Source organism: Leclercia sp. (assembly GCF_036780805.1).
Classification (GTDB): Bacteria; Pseudomonadota; Gammaproteobacteria; order Enterobacterales; family Enterobacteriaceae; genus Enterobacter.
Genome location: NZ_DAIQCE010000012.1, coordinates 23,058 through 48,365, shown reverse-complemented (window position 1 = coordinate 48,365; position 25,308 = coordinate 23,058). Strand labels below are relative to the sequence as shown.

The following is a 25,308-nucleotide window of genomic DNA, read 5'->3' as shown; positions in this document are numbered from 1 at the left end:
GACAACCCTCACCCTGCCCTCTCCCTGAGGGAGAGGGAGCAAACCATCCCCTCGCCCCTTTGGGGAGAGGGTTAGGGTGAGGGGAAACCCCGCCCCGATTTAACAGGAAATGAAAGACTATGCAGACCATCACTCAATCCTGGTTCGTCCAGGGCATGATTAAAGCCACCTCCGACGCCTGGCTGAAAGGCTGGGACGAGCGCAACGGCGGCAACCTGACGCTGCGCCTGGATGACGCGGATATTGAACCCTTTGCCGCCGACTTCCATCAGAAGCCGCGCTATATCGCCCTCAGCCAGCCGATGCCGCTGCTCGCCAACACGCCGTTTATCGTCACTGGTTCCGGCAAGTTCTTCCGCAACGTGCAGCTCGATCCCACCGCCAATTTAGGGGTGGTAAAAGTGGACAGCGACGGCGCGGGCTACCACATTCTTTGGGGGCTGACTGACGAAGCGGTACCAACCTCTGAGCTGCCGGCCCACTTCCTCTCCCACTGCGAGCGTATCAAGGCCACCAACGGGAAAGATCGCGTGATCATGCACTGCCACGCCACCAACCTTATCGCCCTGACCTTCGTGCTGGAAAACAACACCGACGTCATCACCCGCCAGCTGTGGGAAGGCAGTACCGAGTGTCTGGTGGTGTTCCCGGATGGCGTGGGCATTCTGCCGTGGATGGTGCCAGGTACTGATGAAATCGGCACGGCCACGGCGATTGAGATGCAAAAACACTCGCTGGTGCTGTGGCCGTTCCACGGCGTGTTCGGCAGCGGCCCGACGCTCGATGAAACCTTTGGTCTGATCGACACCGCCGAGAAGTCTGCCGAAGTACTGGTAAAGGTTTATTCAATGGGTGGCATGAAGCAGACCATCACCCGGGAAGAGCTGATTGCGCTGGGCAAACGCTTTGGCGTTAATCCGATGCAGTCGGCGTTAGATTTGTACAAATAAGAACATCGCGCCCCGCTCATTGAGACGGGGCGAACTACACCTGCAATCCCTACAAAAATCACCTTATTAAGTGGAGTAAAAGCAATGAAAATAAAGACAAGCTTGATCCTCACCGTTGCCGCCCTGGCGTTGTCCGGTTCTGCTTTAGCGGAAGTAAAAATCGCCCTGGTGGCGAAATCCTTAGGTAATGGCTTCTTCGAAGCGGCAAACGTGGGTGCCCAGGAGGCAGCCAAAGAGTTAGGTGATGTCAAAGTGATCTATACCGGCCCGACCACCACCACCGCCGAAGCCCAGATCGAAGTGCTGAACGGGTTGATCGCCCAGGGGGTGGATGCGATCGCCATCTCCGCCAACGATCCTGATGCCGTGGTGCCGGTGCTGAAAAAAGCGATGCAGCGCGGGATCAAAGTGGTGTCATGGGATTCCGGCGTGGCGAAAGCCGGTCGTCAGATCCACCTTAACCCTTCCAATAACGCGCTGATTGGCGAGACGAACGTCAAGCTGGCGGCCGAAGCGCTGAAAGCGCTGAACGTGGAGAAGGGCGACGTGGCGGTGTTAAGCGCGACTCCAACCTCCACCAACCAGAACACCTGGATTGCCGAGATGAAAAAGGTGCTGCCGCAGTACCCGTCCGTCAATCTGGTGACCGTGGCCTATGGCGACGATCTGTCGGATAAGAGCTACCGCGAAGCGGTCGGCCTGCTGAAAACCTACCCGGATCTTAAAGTGATCGTCTCTCCGTCGTCGGTGGGCATCGTGGCGGCGGCGCAGGCGGTGAAAGATCAGGGCAAGATCGGCAAAGTGTACGTGACCGGCCTGGGTCTGCCGTCTGAAATGGCGGGCGCGGTGAAATCCGGTGCCAGCAAGAGCTTCGCCATCTGGAACCCGATCGACCTCGGGTATGCCGCGACCTACTTAGCGGATGACCTGGTGAAAGGTACGGCGACCAAAGAGGAAGCCAGCATGGGCAAACTGGGAAAAGTGAAGCTGGATGCCGACGGCAGCGGCGCGATGGCTGAGCCGTTTGTTTACGATGCCAGCAACATTGATAAGTTCTCGAAAATCTTCTAACAGCTTCACCCCTCACCCTAACCCTCTCCCCAAAGGGGAGAGGGGACCAATCGAGCCCCTCGCCCCTATGGGGGGAGGGGTTGGGGTGAGGGGTAATGGAATTTCTGGAGAACTATCATGACCCCATTACTGGCGCTCAACGGCATCACCAAGGTCTTCCCCGGTGTGCGCGCCCTTGAGAACGTGCAGCTTGAACTCTGGCCCGGCAAAGTCACCGCCCTGATCGGTGAAAACGGCGCGGGCAAATCGACGCTGGTCAAAGTGATGACCGGCATCTACCAGCCCGACGAGGGCGAGATCCTCTACAAAGCCATTCCCATTCAGCTGCCGACTCCCGACTCGGCGCATAAGGTGGGTATTACCGCGATTCATCAGGAGACCGTGCTGTTCGATGAGCTGTCGGTCACCGAAAACATTTTTGTCGGGCAATACCTCTATAAAGGCCTTTTCAAAAAACTCGACTGGCCGGAGATGCACCGCCGGGCGCAGGCGATCCTCACCCGTCTGGAGGTGCAGATCGACCCGCGTGCAACGCTGAAAACCCTGAGCATCGCCCAGCGGCATATGGTGGCGATTGCCCGGGCGCTGTCGTTTGACGCCCAGGTGGTGATCCTCGATGAACCCACCGCCGCCCTGTCGCAGCATGAAATTCTGGAGTTCTATCAGATTGTCGAACGCCTGAAGCAGGAGGGGAAAGCGATCCTGTTTATTTCCCACAAGTTCGACGAGATTTTTGAGCTGGCGGATCACTATACCATTCTGCGCGACGGGGTGTTTGTCGGTGCCGGGGCCATCAACGACATCACCGAAGAGCGGATGGTGGCAATGATGGTGGGCCGCGCCATTACCCAGACCTTCCCGAAAGTGGCGTGCGAAAAAGGCGACACCGTGCTGGAGGTGCGGGATCTCTGCCACCCCACCGAGTTCGCCAATATCTCCTTTACCCTGCGCAAAGGCGAGATCCTTGGCTTCTACGGGCTGGTGGGTGCCGGGCGTACCGAGCTGATGCAGGCACTTTCGGGCGTCTCGCGTCCCTCCTCCGGCAGCATCGTGCTAAACGGCAAAGCGCAGCATTTCCGCCAGCCGGCGGACGCTATCAAAGCCGGTATCGTCTGCGTGCCGGAAGAGCGCCAGAAGCAGGGGGCGATTATCGAGCTGTCGATTGCGCAGAACATCAGCCTGCCGCAGCTCAGCAAGCTCAACGCCAGTGGGGTGCTGAATGACGATCGCGAGTGGCAGCTGGCGGATGAATACGCTAAACGCCTGCAGGTGAAAGCCTTTAGCTGGAAGCAGGCGGTGGAAACCCTCTCCGGCGGCAACCAGCAGAAAGTGGTGATCGGCAAATGGCTGGCGACCCACCCGGACGTGATTATCCTGGATGAACCGACCAAGGGGATCGATATCGGCTCCAAAGCGGCGGTGCACCAGTTTATGTCCGAGCTGGTCGGTCAGGGGCTGGCGGTGATCATGGTCTCCTCCGAACTGCCGGAAGTGATGGGCATGTCCGACAGGATTATCGTCATGCATGAAGGATTAATGGTGGCGGAATATCAGGCGGGGGGCGCGACGGCTGAAACCATCGTCAGCGCCGCCAGCGGTGCCAGACAGGAGGCCGCATAATGGTGCAACAGCTGCTTAAACACCGCGAGGCGCTGCTGGCGGCGGTGATCGTGCTGATGGTTGTCGCCATCGGTGCCCGCGTCCCGTCGTTTATCGCGCCGGGCAACCTGGTGGAGATGTTTAACGACACCTCAATTCTGGTCATTCTCGCCCTCGGGCAGATGATGGTCCTGCTCACCAAAGGCATCGACCTGTCGATGGCGGCCAACCTGGCGCTGACCGGAATGATTGTCGCCCTGATTAACTTCCATCATCCCGATGTGCCGGTCTGGGCGCTGCTGATCCTGGCGACCGCGCTCGGCCTGCTGATGGGGATCATCAACGGCCTGCTGGTGTGGAAGATGGGCATCCCGGCGATTGTGGTGACGCTGGGCACCATGAGCATCTACCGCGGGATTATCTTTTTGCTCTCCGGCGGCGGCTGGGTCAACTCCAATCAGATGGGCGCCGATTTCCTCGGCCTGCCGCGGGCGTCGGTGCTGGGCCTGCCGGTGCTGAGCTGGTACGCCATTGCCGCCCTGCTGCTGGTGGGCTATTTCCTGCGCTACAGCCGCACCGGGCGGGCGCTCTACACCGCGGGCGGTAACGCCACGGCGGCGTACTACACCGGGATCAACGCCGGCAAAATGCAGTTCGTCAGCTTCTGCCTCTCCGGGGCGCTGGCCGGGTTCTGCGGCTATCTGTGGATCTCCCGCTTTGCGGTGGCCTATGTCGATGTGGCAAACGGCTTTGAGCTGCAGGTGGTAGCCGCCTGCGTGATCGGCGGCATCAGCACCATGGGCGGTACCGGCCGGGTGTTAGGTTGCCTGTGCGGAGCGCTGTTCCTCGGGGTGATCAACAACGCCCTGCCGGTCATCGGCGTGTCGCCGTTCTGGCAGATGGCGATTTCCGGGACGGTAATCGTGATTGCGGTGCTGCTCAATGAACGCGGCAACAAACGCAAAGGACGGCTGATCCTGCGCGATGCGGCGCTGGCACGTCAGAAACAGGCGGTAAGATCATGAGTAAAGTAATGACGTCTGAAGAGATCAAAAACAGCCCGGCCCCGACGGGCATTTTCCAGCGCCTGCTGTGCTGGGAAGGTTTTCTGCTGGCGGTCACCCTGGCGGTGTTTGTCGGTAACGCCCTGGCCTCGCCGTACTTCCTCGATATCTGGAATCTGTCCGATGCGACGTTCAACTTCACCGAGAAGGCGATCATCGTGCTGCCGATGGCGATGCTGATCATCGCCCGGGAAATTGACCTGTCGGTGGCCTCCACCATCGCCCTGAGTTCTACGGTGATGGGCTTTTGCGCAGCGGCCGGGCTGGATACGCCGCTGCTGGTCTGCGTGGGCTTAGGGGTTGGCCTGCTGTGCGGATTGTTCAACGGCCTGCTGGTGACCCGCTTTAACCTGTCGTCGATTGTGATCACCATCGGCACCATGAGCCTCTATCGCGGCATCACCTACATTCTGCTGGGCGACCAGGCGCTGAACGCGTACCCGGAGAGCTTCGCCTGGTTTGGTCAGGGCTACGTCTGGGGCGCGCTGTCGTTTGAGTTCGCGCTGTTTATCGTGCTGGCGGCCGTGTTTGCCTTCGTGCTGCACAAGACCAACTTCGGGCGTCGCACCTACGCCATCGGCAATAACCCGATCGGGGCCTGGTACTCCGGCATCAACGTGAAGCGTCACAACCTGATTCTGTTTGCCCTGGTGGGGCTGATGGCCGGACTGGCCTCGGTGCTGCTCACCTCGCGTCTGGGCAGTACCCGCCCGACCATTGCGATGGGCTGGGAGCTGGCGGTGGTGACCATGGCGGTGCTCGGCGGAGTCAATATTCTCGGCGGTTCCGGCAGCATGGTGGGCGTGATTATCGCCGCCTTCCTGATGGGGCTGGTCACCTTCGGCCTGAGCCTGCTCAACGTGCCGGGCATCGTGATGTCAGTGATTATCGGCGCGATGCTGATTGTGGTGATCTCCCTGCCGATCATCACCCGCCGGATTATGCAGCGAAGACGGATTTAAATTACCCCTCACCCTAACCCACTCCCCATAGGGGAGAGGGGACTGCTCGGTGCGGCCTTTCACCCTCTCCCCTATGGGGAGAGGGCCGGGGTGAGGGGAACGGATTACCCAAAATCATCATTAAGGAGAATTATCATGAGCTTTATGTTGGCGCTTCCGAAAATCAGCCTGCACGGCGCAGGCGCAATTGGCGATATGGTTAAGCTGGTGGCAAACAAACAGTGGGGCACCGCGTTGATTGTCACCGATGGCCAGCTGGTGAAAATGGGCCTGCTCGACAGCCTGTTTACCACCCTCGACGCGCAGCAGATGTCTTATCATCTGTTCGACGCGGTGTTCCCTAACCCGACCGAGGCGCTGGTGCAACAGGGCTATGCCGCGTACCAGGACGCGCAGTGCGATTACATTATTGCCTTCGGCGGCGGCAGCCCGATCGACACCGCGAAAGCGATTAAAATCCTCACCGCCAACCCGGGTCCGTCCACCGCCTATTCCGGCGTTGGCAAGGTGACCAACGCCGGCGTGCCGCTGGTGGCGATCAACACCACCGCAGGTACGGCGGCAGAGATGACCAGCAATGCGGTGATTATCGACTCCGCGCGTCAGGTTAAAGAGGTGATCATCGACCCGAACATCATCCCGGATATCGCCGTGGATGACGCCAGCGTGATGCTCGACATTCCGGCCTCCGTCACCGCTGCCACCGGGATGGACGCCCTGACGCACGCCATCGAAGCCTATGTCTCCGTGGGTGCCCATCCGCTGACCGACGCCAACGCGCTGGAGGCCATTCGCCTGATTAACCTGTGGCTGCCGGAAGCGGTGGACAACGGGCATAACCTGGAGGCGCGCGAGCAGATGGCTTTCGGACAGTACCTGGCCGGGATGGCCTTTAACAGCGCCGGGCTCGGGCTGGTGCACGCCCTGGCCCACCAGCCGGGAGCCACGCACAACCTGCCGCACGGCGTGTGCAACGCCATCCTGCTGCCGATCATCGAAAACTTTAACCGCCCGAACGCCGTGGCGCGCTTTGCCCGCGTGGCGCAGGCGATGGGCGTCGATACCCGCGAAATGAGCGACGAAGCGGCCAGCATGGCGGCCATTCAGGCGATTCGTGACCTGAGCACCCGCGTTGGGATCCCGTCCGGCTTCAGCAAGCTCGGCGTGACCAAAGCCGACATCGAAGGCTGGCTCGATAAAGCCCTCGCCGACCCGTGCGCCCCCTGCAACCCGCGCAGCGCCAGCCGCGACGAGGTGCGCGAACTCTATCTGGAGGCATTATGATCCGCAAAGCCTTTGTGATGCAGGTGAACCCTGACGCACACGAGGAGTATGAACGTCGCCACAATCCGATCTGGCCCGAGCTGGAAGCGGTGCTGAAAGACCACGGCGCCCACCACTACGCCATTTATCTGGATAAAGCCCGCAACCTGCTGTTCGCCACGGTGGAGATCGAATCGGAGGAGCGCTGGAACGCGGTGGCAAACACCGATGTCTGCCAGCGCTGGTGGAAATATATGGGGGAAGTGATGCCGTCTAACCCGGACAACAGCCCGGTGAGTGCCGGGCTGCAAGAGGTATTTTACCTGGCCTGATGGGTCAACGCTGCCGCGCTCGCGGCAGCAATCTCCCGCCTGTTGCTCAACGTAAACGCCGACAGCACCGTCACCGCCAGCACAAAACAGCCCAGCATCAGATACGTCTCCTGGAAGCCGATCCGGTCATACATATTCCCGGCAAAGGCAGAGAGGAAAATCGCCGCCAGCTGCTTGGCAAAGTTGAAGCCAATCAGGTAGATGGTCGCGGAGAGGCGGGTATCGAACACCCCCGTAATGTACTTGAATGCGCCCACCAGCAGGAACGGCACCTCCAGCGCGTGGAGCATCTTCAGGGCCACCACTTCCACGGCGGTCGTCGCAAAGGACGAACCAATAATGCGCGTCGCCATAATCACCCCGGCAATCAGCAGCGTATTTTTCGCGCCGATACGGTTAATGATCCACGGCGAGCAGAACATGATGATGGCGTTGCAGATCTCCCCGGCGGTGGTCGCAAAGCCAAACGCCCGTGTGCCCTCCTCCGGCGTGGCGAAGAAGGTTTTAAAGAAGGTGGCGAACTGCTGATCGAAGACGTCGTACACGCAGGCCACGCCAATCACGTACAAAATGAACATCCACATTTTGCGCTGGCGGAACAGGTTAATGACGGTTCTGGCGGTGATCTGCGGCTGGTTAGCGCCGAGGGCGTTCATCACCTGGGCAGTCTGGTTGGGCTTCGGTTTGGCGACCACCAGCAGCACCATCAGCACCAGCGCCGCCGCGGAGCCCATCCAGAACACATAGGAGGGGTCGATGCCGAACAGGATCCCGCCCGTCGAGGCGCACAGCCCCCAGCCGAGACAGCCAAACATGCGCGCCTTGCCGTACTCAAAGAAGCTGTTGCGGCTCACGCGCTCAATATAGGCCTCAATCGCGCCCGACCCCGCCGAGAAGACGAAGCCGATATAGATCCCGCCGCTCAGCGCGCCGAGCCAGATGTTGGTTTTCAGCAGCGGCGCGAAGACGTAGAGGAAAAAGGGGGCGAAGAGAAACAGCAGGACCGCGATGATCCACAGCAGGTGTTTTTTCAGCCCCAGCTTGTCCGACACTATCCCCAACACCGGCTGGAACGAGATGGCAAACAGCGAGATACAGGAGAAGACGATCCCGGTATGGGTTTTATTCAGGCCGATGATATCCGACAGCCAGATCGGCAGGAACGGAAAGCAGGTGGCCATGATGAAGAAGTAGAGAAAGAAAAACGAACCGAAGATCCAGAAGTTCGGGTTGTCTTTGTGGGTACAGGCAGTCGTGTTCATTATTTTTATCCTCAACTCAGGGCCGGTTGCCCGGCCCATTGCCCTTATACGCGTTCAACGCCAATCAGAATGGCGGTTTCCGGATCCAGCACCGGCAGAGCAAGCCCCGCCTGCATCAGCCATTCGCCGCTCACCGTTTGCGGGGTCTCCATCCACGCCGGCAGCTTGCGCATGGTGTGCCCCCCCTCCCCGGTCAGGCGGATGTTGGGGTGGTCGAGCAGCGTGATGCGGTACTGCGCGTTGGCCGCCAGCCCCGGCATGCGCAGCGGCATCATCAGGGTGTAATCCGGCATCTGAAGCTGGCTGACAATAAACAGCCCCTGGCTCTGATCCTGACTCACAATCCCCTGCGCCAGCGTGGTGCGGTCGGGCATATCCACCCGCCACTGGGTGCCGCGATGGATCACCTCCCGCCACTGCTTATGCAGGGCCGCATAGTGCCGATAGCCTTCGCGCTCCTGCTCATCCACGGCGAGCGGATCCAGCTCCAGCCCCATATGGCCGAACAGCGCCGTCAGACCCCGGAAAGCGATGCTGTGCTGGCGGAAAGTGGCATGGCATTTATGATGACCGATATGCGCGCCCATCACCTCCGGCGGGAAGAAGTAGCTCATGCCACGCTGGATAGTATTACGTTCCAGCGCGTCGTTGTTATCCGACGCCCAGAAGCGATGACAGCGGGTCAGCACTTCATAATCGATACGCCCGCCGCCGGAGGAACAGGATTCAAACTCTACGTGCGGGAAGCGCTCGCCCAGAGTGTCCAGCAGGCGGTAGAACTGACGGGTCTGGGCGTCGGCAGCGGCCCTGCCGTTATGGCCCGGCTGCACTAGCTCGCGGTTCATGTCCCACTTCACATAATCCACCGCGTGTTCACCCAGCAGCCAGCTCATGCGCTCCAGCAGGTAGTTGAAGGCGGCAGGAATATTGAGGTTCAGCACCCACTGATGGCGGCCGGTGGCCTGCTCATAACCCGGTAAGGCCAATACCCAGTCCGGGTGGGCGCGATACAGATCGGAGTTTGGGTTGATCATCTCCGGCTCGACCCAGATACCGAACTCCATCCCGAGGCTTTTGACGTGGTTGATCACCGGCGTTAAGCCGTTGGGGTATTTCTGCTCGTCGAGATACCAGTCCCCCAGCGCGGCATGGTCGTCGTTGCGTCCTTTAAACCAGCCATCGTCAATGATAAAGCGCTCCACTCCCAGCGAGGCCGCTTCGTCTGCCATCCGCATGATGTAGTCAGGATCGTGGTTAAAGTAGATCCCCTCCCAGGTGTTGAGATGCACCGGGCGCGGTTTGTTCTCCGGGAAGCGGATGATGTTGCTGCGCAGATAGCGGTGGAACTGCTGGCTCATGCCGTTCAGCCCCTGGCTGGAGTAGCTGGCGTAGAGATGTGGCGTCCAGAGGATTTCGCCCTCCTCCAGCGCCATTTCTCCCGGAAAGTAGAGCGCTTCGGCCTGCAGGTAGCGACGGCCATCGGTTTTGGCCTCCGCGCGCAGGCGATGGTTGCCGCTCCAGCCCAGATGCACGCCCCAGACGTCGCCGTGCATTTCACTGAAGCCCGGCGTGCCGCTAATCAGGGCCGGGAAATGCTCGTGGGAGCTGCGGCCCCGGCGGTTTTCGATCACGAAGCTGTCGTGCTCCAGCAGCAGGCGATGCGGCTGGAATTCGCGGATCCAGCGGCCATGAAACGCCATCACTTCGCGGGCACGCTCCGCCAGCGGCAGGGTGACGGCCAGGCGCTCAACCTGCCACGGCTGGCTTTTGAGGTTGGTCAGGCCGTGGCGCACCGCCAGCACGCCGCTGTCATCGAGGGCGATCTCGCTGGTGAGACGCAGTCCGGCGGTGTCATCTTCGGCGGTGAGGGTCAGGGTTTGTCCCTGCTGCGCTACCGCGACGGTACGGAACCGCGGCGAACCATCCAGCCCCTGACGATGGCCCTCAATGCCCGGCGCGCCGAATAGTCCGTGAGCAAGCTCGGCCATCAGCGTGACCGGCGAGTCAACGTCCAGTCTGCCGTTGGCGATCGGGCGGGAGAGCGTGGCCGCATCCTGCGGCGAAAAGTGGCGAAGGTGCTGCCCCCAGTAAACAATTTCGGCGAATGGATGGGTTTTGATCACCACATCGACCGTTTCGCTTGTGAGTCGTAAAACTGCCTCTTGCATCGGACATCTCCTGTCATCGGGATATCCTGATTGTTGATCCGAAACGTTTCGGATACAAACCAAAACGTTTCGGATTTGTGATCGGGTTTAGAAATTGGGGAAATTTATGCCGTCTGGCCTGGGGAGAATTCCGGCTGCCACAGCACCTGAAGCTGGCTGATGTCGTCGCCGTTAATGAGCTGTAGCACCATGTCGGCAATCTGTTTGCCCACGCCCTGGCGGGTGGACTGGATCACCGCCGCCACGTCGATATCAACAATGCTGTCCTGCGGCAGGCCATCGTAGACCACCAGCGACACGGCGTTCTCGCCGGTTAAACGCCCCATCTGCGCCAGCGCCATCGCGGCACCGTCGCCGTGGGTGTTGCAGTCGGTGACGATCGCCGTGGGGGGGACCTCCAGCGCCAGCAACTCTTGAGTGGTGGTATAGCCTGCACGGCGTGAAGGCGGCATGGTGCGCAGCCATTCGCTGGAGAGCCCCGCCTCTTTCAGGGCATCGAGATAGCCCTGACGGCGCTGGGTGATAAACGCCTGATTGTTGCTCTCACCCAACAGCGCGATGCGCTGATGACCGCGTTCGATCAACCGCCGGGTGGCGGTCCAGGTGCCCGCATAGTTATCAAAGTCGAACCAGGCATACGGCTTCGGCAAATGGCTGCGGCCGAGCGCCAGGAAGGGGAACCCGGCGGCCTGTAGCTGTTCGAGACGCGGATCGTTATCGAGGGTATGCGCCACGATCAAAGCATCCACGCGACGGCTCTGCACCATGCGCATGTAGCTGTGCTTGTCGGCCAGGTCGTCATCGGCAATCAGCAGCAGATCGATCTCATGTTGCGCTAACTCGTGGCTAATTTCGCCGACCATGTCCATAAAAACGCTGTTGTTGAGCGGAACGGGATGCACCGGGAAGACCAGCCCTACGGCGTCGATCTTGCCCATCTTCAGACGGCGGGCAAAGGTATTCGGCCGATAGCCGCGGCGCTGCGCTTCGGCTTCCACGCGGGCGCGCGTCTCGCTGGAAACGTCAAAATAGCCGTTGAGGGCGCGGCTCACCGTCGTTACCGACAGTCCCAGTTCTTTAGCAATGGCTTTAAGCGACATGATTATCCGTGTCTTTGGGTATTAGTTTTGTTCCGCCACCATGAGCGCATAGGTATCGGGCTCAAGGGCTTTAAAGATGTGCGGCTGGTCGGCAGGATAACAAATATAATCCCCCACCCCGAGCGCTTCCGGTGCTTCGGTGAGGCCAACCAGCGCCCTCCCCTTCATGACGATAATATGCTCAACCGAACCCGGCGGGTGCGGATGGGAAATACGGTCGGCCCCGGGCTGCGCCATCAGGATATAGATATCGCGTCGCGCCCCTGGCGGACAGGCCGCCAGTAAAATAGCCTCAAAGTTAGCCTGCTCAGCAACCACTTTGGTCCCTTCCCCAAGGCGGAGCACCTGGGTGGTGGGCTGCTGCGGTTCGAGCAAACGGGCAAAGGGAATATCCAGCGCCACGCAGAGCGACCACAGGGTCTCGAGACTGGGGTTACCGTTGCCGGACTCCAGCTGGGAGAGGGTGGATTTGGCGATCCCGGCCCGGCGGGCGATTTCCGCCAGTGAAAGCCCGGTCCGCATGCGCTCCCGCACCAGACTTTTGGCGATTACGCTGATTGGCTGCGTCATAAAACGTTCTCTTGTTCTATAAATCGAACGAATCGTTCATCTTGATAAACGAATGTGATGCGTTCATTATAATGGATACTCGTTCGATATGGCTAAAACTGTATGAAAAACGCTTTCTCATGTCTCAAAGGCGACACCATCAAGGCGATTATTCTCGTGTGTCTGGCGGTGGGCGTCGTCGGGATGTCCTACGGCTCGCTGGCGATGGCGTATGGCTTCCCGCTGTGGGTGCCGTTTGTGCTCTCCATTTCTGTGCTGGCGGGTGCCTCAGAATTTATGTTTATCGGTATTGTCGCCAGCGGGGGCAATCCCCTTGCCGCAGCGGCGGCCGGGCTGCTGGTAAACGCCCGCCACGTTCCTTTCGGCGTGACGGTGCGCGAGCTGGTCGGTAAACGCGGTGCCAGCTTCCTCGGCTGCCACATTATGAATGACGAAAGCGTGGTGTTTGGCCTGTCGCAAAAAACGCCCGAACAGCGTAAAGCCGCCTACTGGCTCTGCGGCCTGGGGGTAGCCATTATCTGGCCGCTGGGCACCCTGCTGGGAGCAATGGTCGGCAAACTGCTGCCCGCCCCGGAAACCATCGGGCTGGACGCGGTATTCCCGGCTATTTTACTGGCGTTGGTCGTGCCGGCCTTTAAGAACCGCACCACACTTATCCGCGCCTGTAGCGGCGCGGCGCTATCGCTGGCCGCGGTGCCCTTTGCGCCGGTGGGCCTGCCGGTCTTGCTCTCCCTGCTTGGCCTCGCGACGAGGAAGAAATAATGGAAAACATGACCGTCTTTATTCTCGGCATCGCCCTGCTGTCGGCGGGCACCTACCTGATGCGTCTTGGCGGGGCGAAACTGGGCAGCCGGTTAGCGCTGTCTGAACGCTCCCAGGCGCTGCTGTCGGATGCGGCAACGGTATTGTTGTTTTCAGTGGCGCTGGCGACCACCTTCTATGAAGGAGAACATTTTGCCGGGATGGCGCGGGTGCTGGGCGTGGCCTTTGCGGTATTCCTCGCCTGGCGCAAGGTGCCGTTGATTTTCGTGATCGTCGCCGCGGCGGTGGTGACGGCGTTGTTACGCCTGGCAGGCATAAACTAAAAAAGCGCCCCGGGGGCGCTCTTTCGACAGATACTTTGCTCTTATTTGTTCAGCTCAGCGGTCATGTGTACACGGTTACCGGTGAAAGCCTGGGTAATGGTGTAAGAGGATGCGCCTGCCTGCTGAGCCTGAGCCGCGATTTTGGCTTCTGCGCCATCAATGGTGCTGGCAGAGGCGGTAACAGACTGAGCAGCGAAAGAACCGAAAGAGGTAGCCAGAGCGATTACTGCGACAAAAGTTTTGATGCTTTTCATGATATAAATCCTTGCGATGAGTTGTTGGTGTAAGGCGCTGTGCCTTGATGTGATAAATAATAGGCCTCATCACCGACAACTGATAGCGGAAGGATTTGCTCTCATTATTCAAAATTATTGATCAATTATCAGACGTTTCGGATGGGTATAAACCGTCGCTCTTCCTGGCTTGCAGAACCCCACCAGCGTCAGGTTGCAGCGCTCGGCGACCTCCACCGCCAGGGTGGTCGCTGCGGAGACCGCAAACAGGATCTCGACCCCGCACATCGCCGCCTTTTGCACCATCTCGTAGCTGGCCCGGCTGGAGACCAGCGCAGCCCCCTGTTGCCACGTCCCATTCTCTCCTGCGCGCCTGCCCAGCAGTTTATCCAGCGCCACATGGCGTCCGACGTCCTCATGCCCGCCGGCAATCTCGCCGTTCGGTAATACCCAGGCGGCGGCATGGGTACATCCGCTCAGCTGCCCGATGGGCTGCACGTCGTTGAGATGCGCCAGCGCCCGATCGAGATGGGCCAGGTTAAAGCGCTGGGTGAAGGGCAGCGGCACCACGGGCTTGCCGATATCGTTAAGCTGCTCCACGCCGCAGACGCCACAGCCGGTGCGCCCCGCCAGCGCCCGCCGACGTTCTTTTAATCCCATAAAGCGGCGGCTGGAGAGTTCAATCTGTACTTCGAGACCATTGCAAACGGATATCACCTCCATGCCGTAGATCTCACGCGGGTGCTCAATGATGCCTTCAGACAGCGAAAACCCGATGGCGAACAGCTCCAGATCTTTCGGCGAGGCCATCATCACCACGTGGGAAATACCGTTATAAACCAGCGCGACGGGCACCTCTTCCGCCAGGAAATCGGGAGTCGGGAGGCTAATCTGAGGGGGTCTGTGTACCCGGCGCTCTGCCACGCCGACAGGCAGCGACGTAATGCGGGTATCACTATTTTGTTTCAACACAACGAATATCCTGAGCAACCACGGGGGAGGCCTGCTATTGCACCATACTTTTCCGGCCTGGCGCATAGTATGGATCAATTTTTACCGCCCTGTCCGCGCAACTTTACCGGAGAGTCAAACCCGACGGAGAAACAGGTTTGTAACAGTTTTGGGGCACCATGTGATCAATATCACATTTTATAATCATCACCGTGATAATACGTTCACTTTGTTTTAACGCCGTTGGAACAAGCGTACCGACATTGTGGTATTCTGACATACCCCTCGTGGAAATGAGGGTTTAACGCAAATTTTCAACTTTGCGGTCAAAAAACAGCCGTGAAGTAAAACAATAATTACCCCCAATAATTCGCGCGCAGGCGCGAGGAGTGAAGGGTAGCAATGTCGAAACAAGGAGTGACCATGCAGGTCAGCAGAAGGCAGTTCTTTAAGATCTGCGCTGGCGGTATGGCAGGCACCACGGCGGCGGCACTGGGCTTTGCGCCCGGCGTAGCGCTGGCGGAAACTCGGCAGTACAAACTGCTGCGCACCCGCGAAACCCGTAACACCTGTACGTACTGCTCTGTCGGCTGTGGGCTGTTGATGTATAGCCTCGGTGACGGTGCAAAAAACGCCAAAGCATCTATTTTCCATATCGAAGGTGACCCGGATCATCCGGTCAACCGCGGTGCGCTCTGCCCGAAAGGGGCAGGTCTGGTGGACTTCATCCACTCAGACAGTCGCCTGAAGTTCCCTGAGTATCGCGCGCCAGGCTCCGACAAATGGCAGCAAATTGGCTGGGAAGAAGCGTTCGATCGCATTGCTAAGCTGATGAAAGAAGACCGCGATGCCAACTACATCGCGCAGAACGCCGAAGGCACCACCGTTAACCGCTGGCTCTCCACCGGGATGCTGTGTGCGTCTGCCTCCAGTAACGAAACCGGCTATTTAACCCAGAAATTCACGCGTGCACTCGGTATGCTCGCGGTCGACAACCAGGCGCGTGTCTGACACGGACCAACGGTAGCAAGTCTTGCTCCAACATTTGGTCGCGGTGCGATGACCAACCACTGGGTCGACATCAAGAACGCCAACCTTATCGTGGTGATGGGCGGTAACGCCGCTGAAGCGCACCCTGTCGGGTTCCGCTGGGCGATGGAAGCCAAAATCCACAACGGTGCGAAACTGATTGTGATCGATCCCCGCTTCACGCGTACAGCGTCAGTGGCGGATTTCTACACCCCTATTCGTTCAGGTACTGACATCACTTTCCTGTCAGGCGTACTGCTGTACCTGCTGACCAACGAAAAATATAACCGCGAATACACCGAAGCCTATACCAACGCCAGTCTGATTGTGCGTGAGGACTACAGCTTCGACGATGGCCTGTTCAGCGGTTACGACGCCGAAAAACGCAAGTACGATAAAACCAGCTGGAACTACGAGCTGGATGAGAAAGGCTTTGCGAAGCGCGACACCACCCTGCAACACCCGCGCTGCGTGTGGAACCTGCTGAAAGAGCACGTTTCCCGCTATACGCCGGACGTGGTCGAAAACATCTGTGGGACGCCGAAAGCCGACTTCCTGAAGGTGTGCGAGATGATCGCTGAAACCAGCGCACACGATAAAACCGCCTCGTTCCTGTATGCCCTCGGCTGGACACAGCACTCCGTCGGCGCGCAGAACATCCGTACTATGGCGATGGTGCAGCTGCTGCTCGGCAACATGGGGATGGCTGGTGGCGGCGTGAACGCCCTGCGCGGTCACTCCAACATTCAGGGTCTGACCGACCTCGGCCTGCTGTCGCAAAGCCTGCCGGGTTATATGAACCTGCCAAGCGAAAAACAGACCGACCTGCAAACCTACCTGACGGCCAGCACGCCTAAGCCGCTGCTCGAAGGCCAGGTGAACTACTGGGGCAACTATCCGAAGTTCTTCGTCTCGATGATGAAGGCCTTCTATGGTGATAAAGCGACGGCTGAAAACAGCTGGGGCTTTGACTGGCTGCCGAAGTGGGACAAGGGCTACGACGTTCTGCAGTACTTCGAGATGATGAATCAGGGCCAGGTCAACGGCTATCTGTGCCAGGGCTTTAACCCGGTGGCGTCGTTCCCGAACAAGAACAAGGTTGTGGCGTCGCTGTCGAAGCTGAAGTTCCTGGTCACCATTGACCCGCTCAATACCGAGACCTCGACCTTCTGGCAGAACCACGGTGAGTCGAACGACGTCGATCCGTCGACGATTCAGACCGAAGTGTTCCGTCTGCCGTCCACCTGCTTCGCGGAAGAGAACGGTTCTATCGTCAACTCCGGCCGCTGGCTGCAGTGGCACTGGAAAGGCGCGGACGCCCCGGGTATCGCCATGAACGACGGCGAGATCCTGGCCGGTATCTTCTTACGCCTGCGTAAGATGTACGCGGCAGAGGGCGGTGCGAATCCGGAACAGGTGCTGAACATGACCTGGAACTACCTGACGCCGGAGAACCCATCCCCGGAAGAAGTGGCGATGGAGAGCAACGGTAAGGCGCTGGCGGATGTTATCGACCCGGCCACCGGCACCGTGCTGGCGAAGAAAGGCGATCAGCTCAGCACCTTCGCGCATCTGCGCGATGACGGTACCACCTCCAGCGGCTGCTGGATCTTTGCCGGGAGCTGGACGCCGAAAGGCAACCAGATGGCCAACCGCGATAACGCTGACCCGTCGGGTCTCGGCAATACGCTGGGCTGGGCATGGGCATGGCCGCTCAACCGCCGTATTCTCTATAACCGTGCCTCCGCTGACCCGCAGGGCAAGCCGTGGGATCCGAAGCGTCAGCTGCTGAAATGGGACGGCGCAAAATGGGGCGGCGTGGATATTCCGGACTACAGCACCGCGCCTCCGGGCAGCGATGTCGGGCCGTTTATCATGCAGCCTGAAGGGATGGGACGTCTGTTCGCGATCGATAAGATGGCGGAAGGTCCGTTCCCGGAACACTACGAGCCGTTTGAAACGCCGCTGGGCACCAACCCGCTGCACCCGAACGTGGTCTCTAACCCGGCAGCCCGTATCTTTAAGGGCGATTTCGACGCGCTGGGTAAAAAAGACAAGTTCCCGTACGTGGGTACCACCTACCGTCTGACCGAGCACTTCCACTACTGGACCAAGCACGCGCTGCTTAATGCCATCGCGCAGCCGGAACAGTTTGTGGAGATCGGCGAGAAGCTGGCGAACAAGCTCGGCATCGCCCACGGCGATACCGTTAAAGTCTCCTCCAACCGTGGCTATATCAAAGCCAAAGCGGTGGTGACCAAGCGTATTCGCACGCTGAACGTTCACGGTCAGGAAGTGGATACCATCGGTATTCCGATTCACTGGGGTTATGAAGGCGTGGCGAAGAAAGGGTTTATTGCTAACACCCTGACGCCGTTCGTCGGTGATGCGAATACGCAGACGCCGGAGTTTAAGGCCTTCCTCGTGAACGTGGAAAAGGTGTAACGGAGACGACTTATGGCTTATCAATCGCAAGACATTATCCGTCGTTCCGCGACTAACAGTTTCACCCCCGCGCCACAGGCGCGGGACCACCAGCAGGAAGTGGCGAAGCTTATCGACGTGACCACCTGTATCGGCTGTAAAGCCTGTCAGGTGGCCTGTTCTGAGTGGAACGACATCCGTGATGAAGTGGGTCACAACGTCGGGGTGTATGACAACCCCGCCGATCTGACCGCCAAATCCTGGACGGTGATGCGCTTCTCGGAAGTGGAGCAGAACGACAAACTGGAGTGGCTGATCCGCAAAGATGGCTGTATGCACTGTGCGGATCCGGGCTGCCTGAAGGCCTGCCCGTCTGAAGGGGCGATCATTCAGTACGCCAACGGCATCGTCGACTTCCAGTCAGAGCAGTGCATTGGCTGCGGCTACTGCATCGCGGGCTGCCCGTTCGACGTACCGCGCCTCAACCCGGAAGACAACCGCGTCTACAAATGTACGCTGTGCGTAGACCGTGTGAATGTCGGCCAGGAGCCAGCCTGCGTAAAAACCTGTCCAACCGGTGCTATCCACTTTGGCTCTAAAGAGGATATGAAAACGCTGGCGGCAGAGCGCGTGGGCGAGCTGAAAACCCGTGGTTACGACAATGCGGGCCTGTACGATCCGGCCGGGGTTGGCGGTACGCACGTGATGTACGTGCTGCACCACGCCGACAAGCCGAATCTGTATCACGGCCTGCCGGAGAACCCGGAGATCAGCGCTACGGTGAAATTCTGGAAAGGCATCTGGAAACCACTGGCCGCCGTCGGTTTTGCCGCGACCTTTGCCGCGAGCATCTTCCACTACGTCGGCGTCGGTCCGAACCGCGCGGAAGAGGAAGACGACAACCTGCATGAAGAGAAAGACGAGGTGCGCAAATGAAAAGACGTGACACCATCGTGCGCTACACGGCGCCGGAACGTATCAACCACTGGGTCACCGCCTTCTGCTTCATGCTGGCGGCGATAAGCGGGCTGGGGTTCTTCTTCCCCTCCTTTAACTGGCTGATGCAGATCCTCGGTACGCCGCAGCTGGCGCGCATCCTGCACCCGTTCGTCGGGGTGGTGATGTTCGCCTCGTTCATCATCATGTTTTTCCGCTACTGGCACCATAACCTAATCAATCGGGATGATATCTTTTGGGCGAAGAATATTCGTAAGATCGTCGTCAACGAGGAAGTGGGTGATACCGGACGCTATAACTTCGGCCAGAAATGCGTATTCTGGGCGGCGATTATCTTCCTGGTCCTGTTGCTGGCAAGTGGCGTGATCATCTGGCGTCCGTACTTTGCGCCTGCTTTCTCAATCCCGGTGATCCGATTTGCGTTAATGCTGCATTCATTTGCCGCAGTGGCGTTAATTGTGGTTATCATGGTGCATATCTACGCCGCCCTCTGGGTGAAAGGCACCATTACCGCGATGGTGGAAGGCTGGGTTACTAAGACGTGGGCGAAGAAACATCACCCGCGCTGGTACCGTGAAGTCCGCCAGAAACAGGAAAAGTCATCTGAATGAGTATTCGCATAATCCCGCAAGATGAGCTGGGTTCGAGCGAGAAACGCACGGCGGAAGTGATTCCGCCGCTACTGTTCCCCAGACTGAAAAACCTCTACAACCGCCGTGCGGAACGCCTGCGTGAGCTGGCAGAGAACAACCCGCTTGGCGACTATCTGCGCTTTGCCGGGCTGATCGCCCATGCTCAGGAAGTGGTGCTGTACGACCACCCGCTGCAAATGGATCTGACCGCGCGCATTAAAGAGGCGAACGTTCAGGGCAAGCCGCCGCTGGATATCCACGTGCTGCCGCGCGACAAGCACTGGCACAAACTGCTGCATTCGCTGATTGCGGAACTGAAGCCCGAGATGAGCGGCCCTGCGCTGGCGGTGATCGAGAATCTCGAGAAGGCCTCCGAGCAGGAGCTGGAGCAGATGGCGAGCGCGCTGTTTGCCTCTGATTTTGCCTCGGTCAGCAGCGATAAAGCGCCGTTTATCTGGGCCGCCCTGTCGCTCTACTGGGCGCAAATGGCCAGCCTGATCCCAGGTAAAGCCCGTGCCGAATACGGTGAAGCACGCCAGTTCTGCCCGGTGTGCGGTTCGATGCCGGTCTCCAGCATGGTGCAAATCGGGACCACACAGGGGCTGCGCTACCTGCACTGCAACCTGTGCGAAACCGAGTGGCACGTGGTGCGCATCAAATGCAGCAACTGCGAGCAGACCCGCGATCTGCACTACTGGTCGCTGGAGAACGAGCAGTCCGCGGTGAAAGCCGAAAGCTGCGGCGACTGCGGCACCTACCTGAAGATTCTGTACCAGGAAAAAGACCCGAAAGTGGAAGCCGTCGCTGACGATCTCGCCACGCTGATACTGGACGCCAAAATGGAGCAGGAGGGCTTTGCCCGCAGCTCTATCAACCCGTTCCTGTTCCCGGGTGAAGGGGAGTAATCTCTCTTTTAGCCCGGTAGGTTTTGCTGCCGGGCTAAATTACTGGGATAGCGCAGGAATAACATGCTGTGGATCGTTGGCAATAGCACGAAGTAGCGCCTTAGCCGGGCCTGTAGGTGAACGTCTGCCTTGCTCCCAGTTGCGTAGCGTATCAACACTGACCGAGATTAGATTCGCGAATTTACTTTGCGACAGCCCTGACGCCTGACGGATTTCTTTAATTTTCATGGCATCGATTTGAAAGGTGCGCGATGGCTCGCGTTTGCCCCCGGCAATTTCGTTCATCTGAGCCACGCTTTGGGTTAACCGCTCAAATAGCGCCTTATCCATTTACCACCTCTCAATAATCATTTTCAGTACGGCCTTCTCGTTTGCTGACAGGTCATCTTTGATCCCTTTGCGATAGATGAGCAGCAATCGAATTTCATTTTCACGCGAGCGATGAAAATAAATGACTCTTACACCACTACGCTTTCCCTTACCTCCGGCAAGCCAGCGAATCTTGCGTAAGCCTCCCGCGTTCTGAATCAAATCGCCATATTCCGGCTGCATTGCCAGAAAGACCTGCAGTTTATGGTACTCGTCGTCATCCAGTAATTTTTTGACGTCTTCGGTGAAGATATCCGTTTCAATGAATAGCATAAAATATACGCCATTGGCTTATAGTATCGAAAGTTAAATGTACGTCAATGACGTACTCCTCTCCTGTTACGTTATTGAGATGAAGTGGACAAATCCACTCGTTCCGCTCAGTACATTTCGTTTCTGCGAGTCGCTTTCCAGATTCCTATCCCCACCCAAATCCGCTGTTTTATTCTGCAGAAAACCAGGCTATAACGCTGTATATCCATACAGACCCAAGGATTAAACGATGGCACTGGAAAAGGGTATTGATAAGCTGGTTCAGGACTTTATCGCCGCAGGGCGGCCCTCGCCGCTCAGCCAGAATATTGATGAACGGAGGGCAGGCTATGTTGCCAGTACGGTGCTGGCCGGGGAGAAGGAAATACGCGTGCATGTAGCCACGCAGGAACTCGACGGAATAACGTTTCGGATCGTCTCTCCGCTCAACGCACCTGAAACGCTGCCCACCGTTATCTACTATCATGGCGGGTGTTTTGTCAGTGGCGGTTTTGATACTCACGATAACCAGCTGCGTCAGCTGGCGTATTACGGCAACTGCCGGGTGATTGCCGTTCAGTACAGACTTGCTCCAGAATTCACCTTCCCTGCCGCGCATGACGATGCTGAACGAGGCGCGAATCTGGTCTGGAAGTATGCAAATACGCTTGGGGTGGATAAAAACCGCATCACCCTTTGCGGAGACAGCGCAGGAGGCCATCTGGCGCTGGTCACGGCGCTACGACTCAAGGCCACAGGTCTGTGGCAACCCGCGCAGCTGATCCTTATCTATCCTATGCTCGACGCAACGGCGTATTTTGAAAGCTACACCCGCAATGGACTGGATTATGTTATTACCCGCGATACGCTCCTCAGCGGATACGACATGTACCTTCCCCATACCGAACGCCAGCATCCTGATGTCAGCCCATTATGGCGGGATGACTTTCATGGACTGCCGCGAATCCATATCATCACCGCCGAGTACGATCCTTTATGTGACGAAGGCGAAGCCTTGTATCACCGCATGACCGAACAGAGCGTGAACTGCACCTGCCAGCGCTGGTCCGGCGTCATTCACGGTTTCTTTCAGCTTGGTGGCATAAGCCAGGCGGCGAGGGATGTTATGCGTGATGTTGCATGGCGAGCGGGTGCTGTGGCAGGGCCCTGTTCAAAAGAGTAAAGCGGGAGCGCAACGCGGGTAACGCCCCTGCATTTTTACTCTTCCTCGTTCCCACCCTCTTCATAGGCGCCAAACGGCTTCGCGGGCAGCACGATATAGGTACCTTCAAACACCGCGCCAGAGGTCTCGTCCCCGAACAGCTCCACCAGCATCTGCACGCGGGCTTTGCGGCCGCGGGCCAGGCGGTCGAGGTCGCCGCTCAGCGAGCCTAAATCCGCTACCGCGCTCGGCTTGCCGGTGATGGGACGGCTGTAACGGATATGGGCATCGGCCAGAATAATGGTGCCGCCCAGATGGCGCTCGCGCAGCATCAGCCAGATAAGCCCCCAGCCGGTAAGCGTCGCCAGCGAAAACAGGCTGCCGGCAAACAGGGTGTGGTGCGGATTCTGATTGCCGATCTCCGGCATGGTGGTGATAAATTTTTGCCCGGTGTACTGCTGAATGCGTACCCCCATCTTTTCGCTCAATGGGATGTGCTGGTACCAGGCCTGCTGCAGCTGGCCGCACCAGTCGGCGCGGTGCAGAATATCATCCAGCGAAGCGATGGGTTTGATCATCAAAAAGTGACGAATTGGGGTGGTTTGCGGGGTGGTGATTTCGCCCTGGTTAATAAACCCCAGCTTGGCAAAGAACTCTACCGCATCTTCACGTGCGCTACAGGTGACGCGCTTTACGCCCTCCTGGCGAGCAACGGACTCCAGCGTCATCGCCATCAGCGTGCCGAGGCCTTTGTCCTGTACGTTGGGGTGTACCGCCATAAAGCGAATGGAGGCCTCATTATCGGCATTGATATACAGCCTTCCTACGGCCACAAGGTTGCCTTCTTCATCCATCACCATCTGGTGATGCGCCATGGCGTCCCAGGCGTCGCGCTCCGACCCTTTCGGCTGATGCAATGGCTTACGCAGCATCTCCCAGCGGAACTGGTAGTAAAGCGCTAACTCTTCTTCCGTTTGCGGTACTCGAAGGTGATACATAGCTGTACTCTCTCTTGTTACCCGCGGCCATACCGTCAGCTCACTCATACCTGGAGCCAGAACGTGACGGGGCCATCATTTACCAGCGAGACCTGCATATCTGCAGCGAATCGTCCGGTCTGTGTATGCATCTCTTGCTGACGACAACGGTCAACAAAGTATTCATATAATGCTTCTGCCCGATCCGGCGCCGCCCCTTTCGAGAAGCCCGGGCGCATGCCGCGCTCGGTATCAGCTGCCAGCGTAAACTGCGACACCACCAGTACACTGCCGCCCGCCTGCTGGACGTTGAGGTTCATTTTGCCTTCTGCATCGCTGAAGATACGGTAACCCAACACGCGCTCGCATAAGCGGTTGGCTTTCTGCTCGTCGTCATCCCTTTCGACACCTAACAAGACTAAAAGTCCCTGGCCAATTTCGCCCGTCACCTCTCCCTCCACGGTGACGCTGGCACGGGTTACGCGCTGGATTAATGCAATCATGGTTGGTCTGTTTCTCGTCGTTTTTCGGCTTCTGCTGCTTTTTTTAGCTCGCGGTATACCCCGAGAGTGACAGTAATTTCCGCGCCAAGCAAGACGATACACCACGTCCAGTAAACCCAGAGGAACAAAATGGGGATCACCGCCAGCACGCCATAAATCAGCTGGTAGGAGGGGAACATGGTGATGTAAAGCGCGAAACCTTTCTTGCCCAACTCGAAAAGCAGAGCTGCCACCAGCGCGCCTACCATCGCATCCCGGTTAGGCACACGCGTGGTAGGCACAACGCTGTAGAGCAACCAGAAAGCGAGCCAGGACAAGAGCAGCGGGAAGATGCGCAGCACGTCGTCAATCACGCTGTTGAGATCGCTGGCCCAGCGTAACGAGAGCAGATAAGAGCTGATCGCGAGGCTGGCGCCGGCCAGTAACGGCCCCAGGGTCAGGATCATCCAGTACACCGCAAACGAATAAACTTTAGGACGTGCGCGGGTGCTGCGCCAGATGGTGTTAAGCGCGCTATCAATGGCATACATCAACAACAGTGCGGTGACGATAAGCCCGCATGCCCCAACCGCTGTCATCTTGCTGGAGTTGGCGACAAACTGCTCGATGTAATTCTGAATCACATCCCCGGTAGCAGGCATGAAGTTGGCAAAGACAAAATGGCGGAGCTGCAGGCTGACATCCGAAAACATCGGAAAAGCGGCGAAAAGCGCAAAGATGACTGCAACCAGCGGCACCAGGGACAACAACGACACATAGGCGAGGTTGCCTGCCAGCGTGGTCATGTTGTCCTCATCGATGCGGTGCCAGAGGAGTTTTAGCCACGCACGCAGCGGTCGGGTGTGGTGGCTGGCTTTTTGATGAACGGTTTTTAGCATAACTGCTTCGCAAAGTAGTCGGGTATCGTCTGTTTTCCGGTCACCAGAATTGACGTGATACCCAACTGGTTAGCTCCCTCTATATTATCGACGTTATCGTCAAAAAAGATGGCGTCGGCGGCAGAGAATCCTTCGGCCTGCAAAACGGCCTGGTAGATCCGCGCTTCCGGTTTACGCATCCCCATCTCCTGGGAGAGGTAGATCTTATCCGCAGCCGCTTTCACTTCCGGATATTCATCCGGCCAGAAGGTAGTATGCAGCCGGTTGGTGTTGGACAGGACCACCACCCGATGCCCCTGCTCGCGCAGCTTGTGCATGATGGCAATCACCTCGGGACGAATACCGACAAAGATCGCCTGCCAGCCGTGGGAAAATTGTTCGTAACTGAGGGGAAGATCCATCTCATGGCAGAGCTTTTCGGCAAATTGTTCATCCGAAATCTCGCCACGCTCGTGCTGATGGAAGGCGTCGCCCATGGTAAAACTCTGCTTAAGCGTTGCCAGCGGAACGCGGCTGAAATCACTCCATGTTCCCAGCACACGATTGAAGTCGATATCGACGATTACGTTTCCTAAATCAAAGATATAGAGCATGTTTATCTCCTGCTCGC

Annotated in this window: 26 protein-coding genes; 14 read left to right on the top strand and 12 right to left on the bottom strand. The window is 58.3% G+C overall.

Translation table 11 applies throughout. The annotated features are described in order from the left end of the window. The first annotated feature begins 119 nt into the window (after positions 1-119). From rhaD to rhaM, 7 genes are all read left to right on the top strand, one after another. Positions 120-950 carry a rhamnulose-1-phosphate aldolase gene (rhaD, locus tag V7Q49_RS20015; protein ID WP_333854687.1) on the top strand — a complete coding sequence of 277 codons (831 nt, stop codon included), beginning with the start codon at positions 120-122 and terminating at the stop codon, positions 948-950. Positions 951-1,034: 84 nt separating this feature from the next. Then, positions 1,035-2,021 (top strand): rhamnose ABC transporter substrate-binding protein, encoded by a 987-nt coding sequence (gene rhaS, locus V7Q49_RS20010; RefSeq protein ID WP_032615332.1) that lies wholly within the window; start codon positions 1,035-1,037, stop codon positions 2,019-2,021. Between the two features lie 117 nt (positions 2,022-2,138). Next, positions 2,139-3,641 (top strand): sugar ABC transporter ATP-binding protein, encoded by a 1,503-nt coding sequence (locus V7Q49_RS20005; RefSeq protein ID WP_333854686.1) that lies wholly within the window; start codon positions 2,139-2,141, stop codon positions 3,639-3,641. Continuing rightward, the gene (locus V7Q49_RS20000; protein WP_333854685.1) at positions 3,641-4,645 is read left to right on the top strand and encodes an ABC transporter permease; all 1,005 of its coding nucleotides are present in this window, start codon (positions 3,641-3,643) and stop codon (positions 4,643-4,645) included. Before V7Q49_RS20005 ends, V7Q49_RS20000 begins: the two co-directional genes overlap by 1 nt. Further along, positions 4,642-5,646, top strand: coding sequence for an ABC transporter permease (locus V7Q49_RS19995; RefSeq protein WP_333854684.1), 1,005 nt, complete (start codon positions 4,642-4,644; stop codon positions 5,644-5,646). Before V7Q49_RS20000 ends, V7Q49_RS19995 begins: the two co-directional genes overlap by 4 nt. Positions 5,647-5,781: 135 nt before the next feature. Continuing rightward, a complete protein-coding gene (fucO, locus tag V7Q49_RS19990; protein ID WP_333854683.1) occupies positions 5,782-6,930 on the top strand; it encodes a lactaldehyde reductase in 1,149 nt (382 codons plus the stop codon). Next, positions 6,927-7,241: an L-rhamnose mutarotase gene (gene rhaM / locus V7Q49_RS19985; protein WP_333854682.1), complete on the top strand. Its 315-nt coding sequence runs from the start codon at positions 6,927-6,929 to the stop codon at positions 7,239-7,241. The genes fucO and rhaM overlap by 4 nt, the downstream gene beginning before the upstream one ends. Here rhaM and V7Q49_RS19980 read toward each other — a convergent pair. The 4 genes from V7Q49_RS19980 to V7Q49_RS19965 form a co-directional block, all read right to left on the bottom strand. Then, positions 7,229-8,503 carry an MFS transporter gene (locus V7Q49_RS19980; RefSeq protein WP_333854681.1) on the bottom strand — a complete coding sequence of 425 codons (1,275 nt, stop codon included), beginning with the start codon at positions 8,501-8,503 and terminating at the stop codon, positions 7,229-7,231. The two genes, rhaM and V7Q49_RS19980, sit on opposite strands and share 13 nt — an antisense overlap. A gap of 44 nt (positions 8,504-8,547) precedes the next feature. After that, complete coding sequence (locus V7Q49_RS19975; RefSeq protein ID WP_333854680.1) at positions 8,548-10,671, bottom strand: alpha-galactosidase; 2,124 nt, start codon at positions 10,669-10,671, stop codon at positions 8,548-8,550. 104 nt (positions 10,672-10,775) lie between these two features. Further along, a complete protein-coding gene (locus V7Q49_RS19970; RefSeq protein ID WP_333854679.1) occupies positions 10,776-11,771 on the bottom strand; it encodes a substrate-binding domain-containing protein in 996 nt (331 codons plus the stop codon). A 21-nt stretch (positions 11,772-11,792) separates the two neighbouring features. Continuing rightward, positions 11,793-12,341 carry a helix-turn-helix domain-containing protein gene (locus tag V7Q49_RS19965; protein WP_333854678.1) on the bottom strand — a complete coding sequence of 183 codons (549 nt, stop codon included), beginning with the start codon at positions 12,339-12,341 and terminating at the stop codon, positions 11,793-11,795. 102 nt (positions 12,342-12,443) lie between these two features. Between V7Q49_RS19965 and V7Q49_RS19960 the strand changes: the two genes are divergently transcribed. Next, positions 12,444-13,103: an AzlC family ABC transporter permease gene (locus V7Q49_RS19960; protein WP_333854677.1), complete on the top strand. Its 660-nt coding sequence runs from the start codon at positions 12,444-12,446 to the stop codon at positions 13,101-13,103. Beyond that, the gene (locus V7Q49_RS19955) at positions 13,103-13,426 is read left to right on the top strand and encodes an AzlD domain-containing protein (RefSeq protein WP_103825275.1); all 324 of its coding nucleotides are present in this window, start codon (positions 13,103-13,105) and stop codon (positions 13,424-13,426) included. Before V7Q49_RS19960 ends, V7Q49_RS19955 begins: the two co-directional genes overlap by 1 nt. Positions 13,427-13,467: 41 nt before the next feature. On the opposite strand, the gene V7Q49_RS19950 is transcribed toward V7Q49_RS19955, so the two are convergent. Further along, the gene (locus tag V7Q49_RS19950; protein ID WP_039032167.1) at positions 13,468-13,680 is read right to left on the bottom strand and encodes a YdgH/BhsA/McbA-like domain containing protein; all 213 of its coding nucleotides are present in this window, start codon (positions 13,678-13,680) and stop codon (positions 13,468-13,470) included. Between the two features lie 114 nt (positions 13,681-13,794). Continuing rightward, positions 13,795-14,631, bottom strand: a complete 837-nt coding sequence (gene fdhD / locus V7Q49_RS19945; RefSeq protein ID WP_333854676.1) for a formate dehydrogenase accessory sulfurtransferase FdhD — start codon at positions 14,629-14,631, stop codon at positions 13,795-13,797. Between the two features lie 402 nt (positions 14,632-15,033). Between fdhD and fdnG the strand changes: the two genes are divergently transcribed. Genes fdnG through fdhE form a run of 4 tightly spaced genes read left to right on the top strand, consistent with a single transcriptional unit; the run spans position 15,034 to position 20,557 of the window. Beyond that, complete coding sequence (gene fdnG, locus V7Q49_RS19940; protein WP_333854734.1) at positions 15,034-18,084, top strand: formate dehydrogenase-N subunit alpha; 3,051 nt, start codon at positions 15,034-15,036, stop codon at positions 18,082-18,084. Between the two features lie 12 nt (positions 18,085-18,096). After that, the gene (gene fdxH, locus V7Q49_RS19935) at positions 18,097-18,999 is read left to right on the top strand and encodes a formate dehydrogenase subunit beta (RefSeq protein WP_306684612.1); all 903 of its coding nucleotides are present in this window, start codon (positions 18,097-18,099) and stop codon (positions 18,997-18,999) included. After that, positions 18,996-19,631, top strand: coding sequence for a formate dehydrogenase cytochrome b556 subunit (gene fdoI / locus V7Q49_RS19930; protein WP_333854675.1), 636 nt, complete (start codon positions 18,996-18,998; stop codon positions 19,629-19,631). Before fdxH ends, fdoI begins: the two co-directional genes overlap by 4 nt. After that, on the top strand, positions 19,628-20,557 hold the full coding sequence (gene fdhE, locus V7Q49_RS19925; protein ID WP_142487602.1) for a formate dehydrogenase accessory protein FdhE: 930 nt from the start codon (positions 19,628-19,630) through the stop codon (positions 20,555-20,557). Before fdoI ends, fdhE begins: the two co-directional genes overlap by 4 nt. Before the next feature lie 39 nt (positions 20,558-20,596). Here fdhE and nadS read toward each other — a convergent pair whose 3' ends face one another. Both nadS and V7Q49_RS19915 read right to left on the bottom strand, forming a co-directional pair. Next, positions 20,597-20,887, bottom strand: coding sequence for a NadS family protein (gene nadS, locus V7Q49_RS19920; protein WP_333854674.1), 291 nt, complete (start codon positions 20,885-20,887; stop codon positions 20,597-20,599). Continuing rightward, positions 20,888-21,199 carry a type II toxin-antitoxin system RelE/ParE family toxin gene (locus tag V7Q49_RS19915; protein ID WP_333854673.1) on the bottom strand — a complete coding sequence of 104 codons (312 nt, stop codon included), beginning with the start codon at positions 21,197-21,199 and terminating at the stop codon, positions 20,888-20,890. Between the two features lie 229 nt (positions 21,200-21,428). Here V7Q49_RS19915 and V7Q49_RS19910 point away from each other — a divergent pair, with 229 nt between their 5' ends. Further along, entirely contained in the window at positions 21,429-22,361 is a 933-nt protein-coding gene (locus V7Q49_RS19910; protein WP_333854672.1) for an alpha/beta hydrolase, read from the top strand. 35 nt (positions 22,362-22,396) lie between these two features. On the opposite strand, the gene fabY is transcribed toward V7Q49_RS19910, so the two are convergent. From fabY to yihX, 4 genes are read right to left on the bottom strand one after another with little or no spacing between them, the layout of a single operon-like run. Continuing rightward, on the bottom strand, positions 22,397-23,338 hold the full coding sequence (fabY, locus tag V7Q49_RS19905) for a fatty acid biosynthesis protein FabY (RefSeq protein ID WP_333854671.1): 942 nt from the start codon (positions 23,336-23,338) through the stop codon (positions 22,397-22,399). 44 nt (positions 23,339-23,382) lie between these two features. Next, on the bottom strand, positions 23,383-23,820 hold the full coding sequence (gene dtd / locus V7Q49_RS19900; protein ID WP_333854670.1) for a D-aminoacyl-tRNA deacylase: 438 nt from the start codon (positions 23,818-23,820) through the stop codon (positions 23,383-23,385). Then, positions 23,817-24,698 carry a virulence factor BrkB family protein gene (locus tag V7Q49_RS19895; RefSeq protein ID WP_333854669.1) on the bottom strand — a complete coding sequence of 294 codons (882 nt, stop codon included), beginning with the start codon at positions 24,696-24,698 and terminating at the stop codon, positions 23,817-23,819. Before V7Q49_RS19895 ends, dtd begins: the two co-directional genes overlap by 4 nt. Beyond that, positions 24,692-25,291 (bottom strand): glucose-1-phosphatase, encoded by a 600-nt coding sequence (gene yihX, locus V7Q49_RS19890; protein ID WP_333854668.1) that lies wholly within the window; start codon positions 25,289-25,291, stop codon positions 24,692-24,694. Before yihX ends, V7Q49_RS19895 begins: the two co-directional genes overlap by 7 nt. Between the last annotated feature and the right edge of the window lie 17 nt (positions 25,292-25,308).

Excerpts from the sequence above, each read along its gene's own strand:
- rhaD (WP_333854687.1), top strand. The coding sequence starts at position 120 with ATGCAGACCATCACTCAATCCTGGTTCGTCCAGGGCATGATTAAAGCC.
- rhaS (WP_032615332.1), top strand. The coding sequence starts at position 1,035 with ATGAAAATAAAGACAAGCTTGATCCTCACCGTTGCCGCCCTGGCGTTG.
- V7Q49_RS20005 (WP_333854686.1), top strand. The coding sequence starts at position 2,139 with ATGACCCCATTACTGGCGCTCAACGGCATCACCAAGGTCTTCCCCGGT.
- V7Q49_RS20000 (WP_333854685.1), top strand. The coding sequence starts at position 3,641 with ATGGTGCAACAGCTGCTTAAACACCGCGAGGCGCTGCTGGCGGCGGTG.
- V7Q49_RS19995 (WP_333854684.1), top strand. The coding sequence starts at position 4,642 with ATGAGTAAAGTAATGACGTCTGAAGAGATCAAAAACAGCCCGGCCCCG.
- fucO (WP_333854683.1), top strand. The coding sequence starts at position 5,782 with ATGAGCTTTATGTTGGCGCTTCCGAAAATCAGCCTGCACGGCGCAGGC.
- rhaM (WP_333854682.1), top strand. The coding sequence starts at position 6,927 with ATGATCCGCAAAGCCTTTGTGATGCAGGTGAACCCTGACGCACACGAG.
- V7Q49_RS19980 (WP_333854681.1), bottom strand. The coding sequence starts at position 8,503 with ATGAACACGACTGCCTGTACCCACAAAGACAACCCGAACTTCTGGATC.
- V7Q49_RS19975 (WP_333854680.1), bottom strand. The coding sequence starts at position 10,671 with ATGCAAGAGGCAGTTTTACGACTCACAAGCGAAACGGTCGATGTGGTG.
- V7Q49_RS19970 (WP_333854679.1), bottom strand. The coding sequence starts at position 11,771 with ATGTCGCTTAAAGCCATTGCTAAAGAACTGGGACTGTCGGTAACGACG.
- V7Q49_RS19965 (WP_333854678.1), bottom strand. The coding sequence starts at position 12,341 with ATGACGCAGCCAATCAGCGTAATCGCCAAAAGTCTGGTGCGGGAGCGC.
- V7Q49_RS19960 (WP_333854677.1), top strand. The coding sequence starts at position 12,444 with ATGAAAAACGCTTTCTCATGTCTCAAAGGCGACACCATCAAGGCGATT.
- V7Q49_RS19955 (WP_103825275.1), top strand. The coding sequence starts at position 13,103 with ATGGAAAACATGACCGTCTTTATTCTCGGCATCGCCCTGCTGTCGGCG.
- V7Q49_RS19950 (WP_039032167.1), bottom strand. The coding sequence starts at position 13,680 with ATGAAAAGCATCAAAACTTTTGTCGCAGTAATCGCTCTGGCTACCTCT.
- fdxH (WP_306684612.1), top strand. The coding sequence starts at position 18,097 with ATGGCTTATCAATCGCAAGACATTATCCGTCGTTCCGCGACTAACAGT.
- fdoI (WP_333854675.1), top strand. The coding sequence starts at position 18,996 with ATGAAAAGACGTGACACCATCGTGCGCTACACGGCGCCGGAACGTATC.
- fdhE (WP_142487602.1), top strand. The coding sequence starts at position 19,628 with ATGAGTATTCGCATAATCCCGCAAGATGAGCTGGGTTCGAGCGAGAAA.
- nadS (WP_333854674.1), bottom strand. The coding sequence starts at position 20,887 with ATGGATAAGGCGCTATTTGAGCGGTTAACCCAAAGCGTGGCTCAGATG.
- V7Q49_RS19915 (WP_333854673.1), bottom strand. The coding sequence starts at position 21,199 with ATGCTATTCATTGAAACGGATATCTTCACCGAAGACGTCAAAAAATTA.
- V7Q49_RS19910 (WP_333854672.1), top strand. The coding sequence starts at position 21,429 with ATGGCACTGGAAAAGGGTATTGATAAGCTGGTTCAGGACTTTATCGCC.
- fabY (WP_333854671.1), bottom strand. The coding sequence starts at position 23,338 with ATGTATCACCTTCGAGTACCGCAAACGGAAGAAGAGTTAGCGCTTTAC.
- dtd (WP_333854670.1), bottom strand. The coding sequence starts at position 23,820 with ATGATTGCATTAATCCAGCGCGTAACCCGTGCCAGCGTCACCGTGGAG.
- V7Q49_RS19895 (WP_333854669.1), bottom strand. The coding sequence starts at position 24,698 with ATGCTAAAAACCGTTCATCAAAAAGCCAGCCACCACACCCGACCGCTG.
- yihX (WP_333854668.1), bottom strand. The coding sequence starts at position 25,291 with ATGCTCTATATCTTTGATTTAGGAAACGTAATCGTCGATATCGACTTC.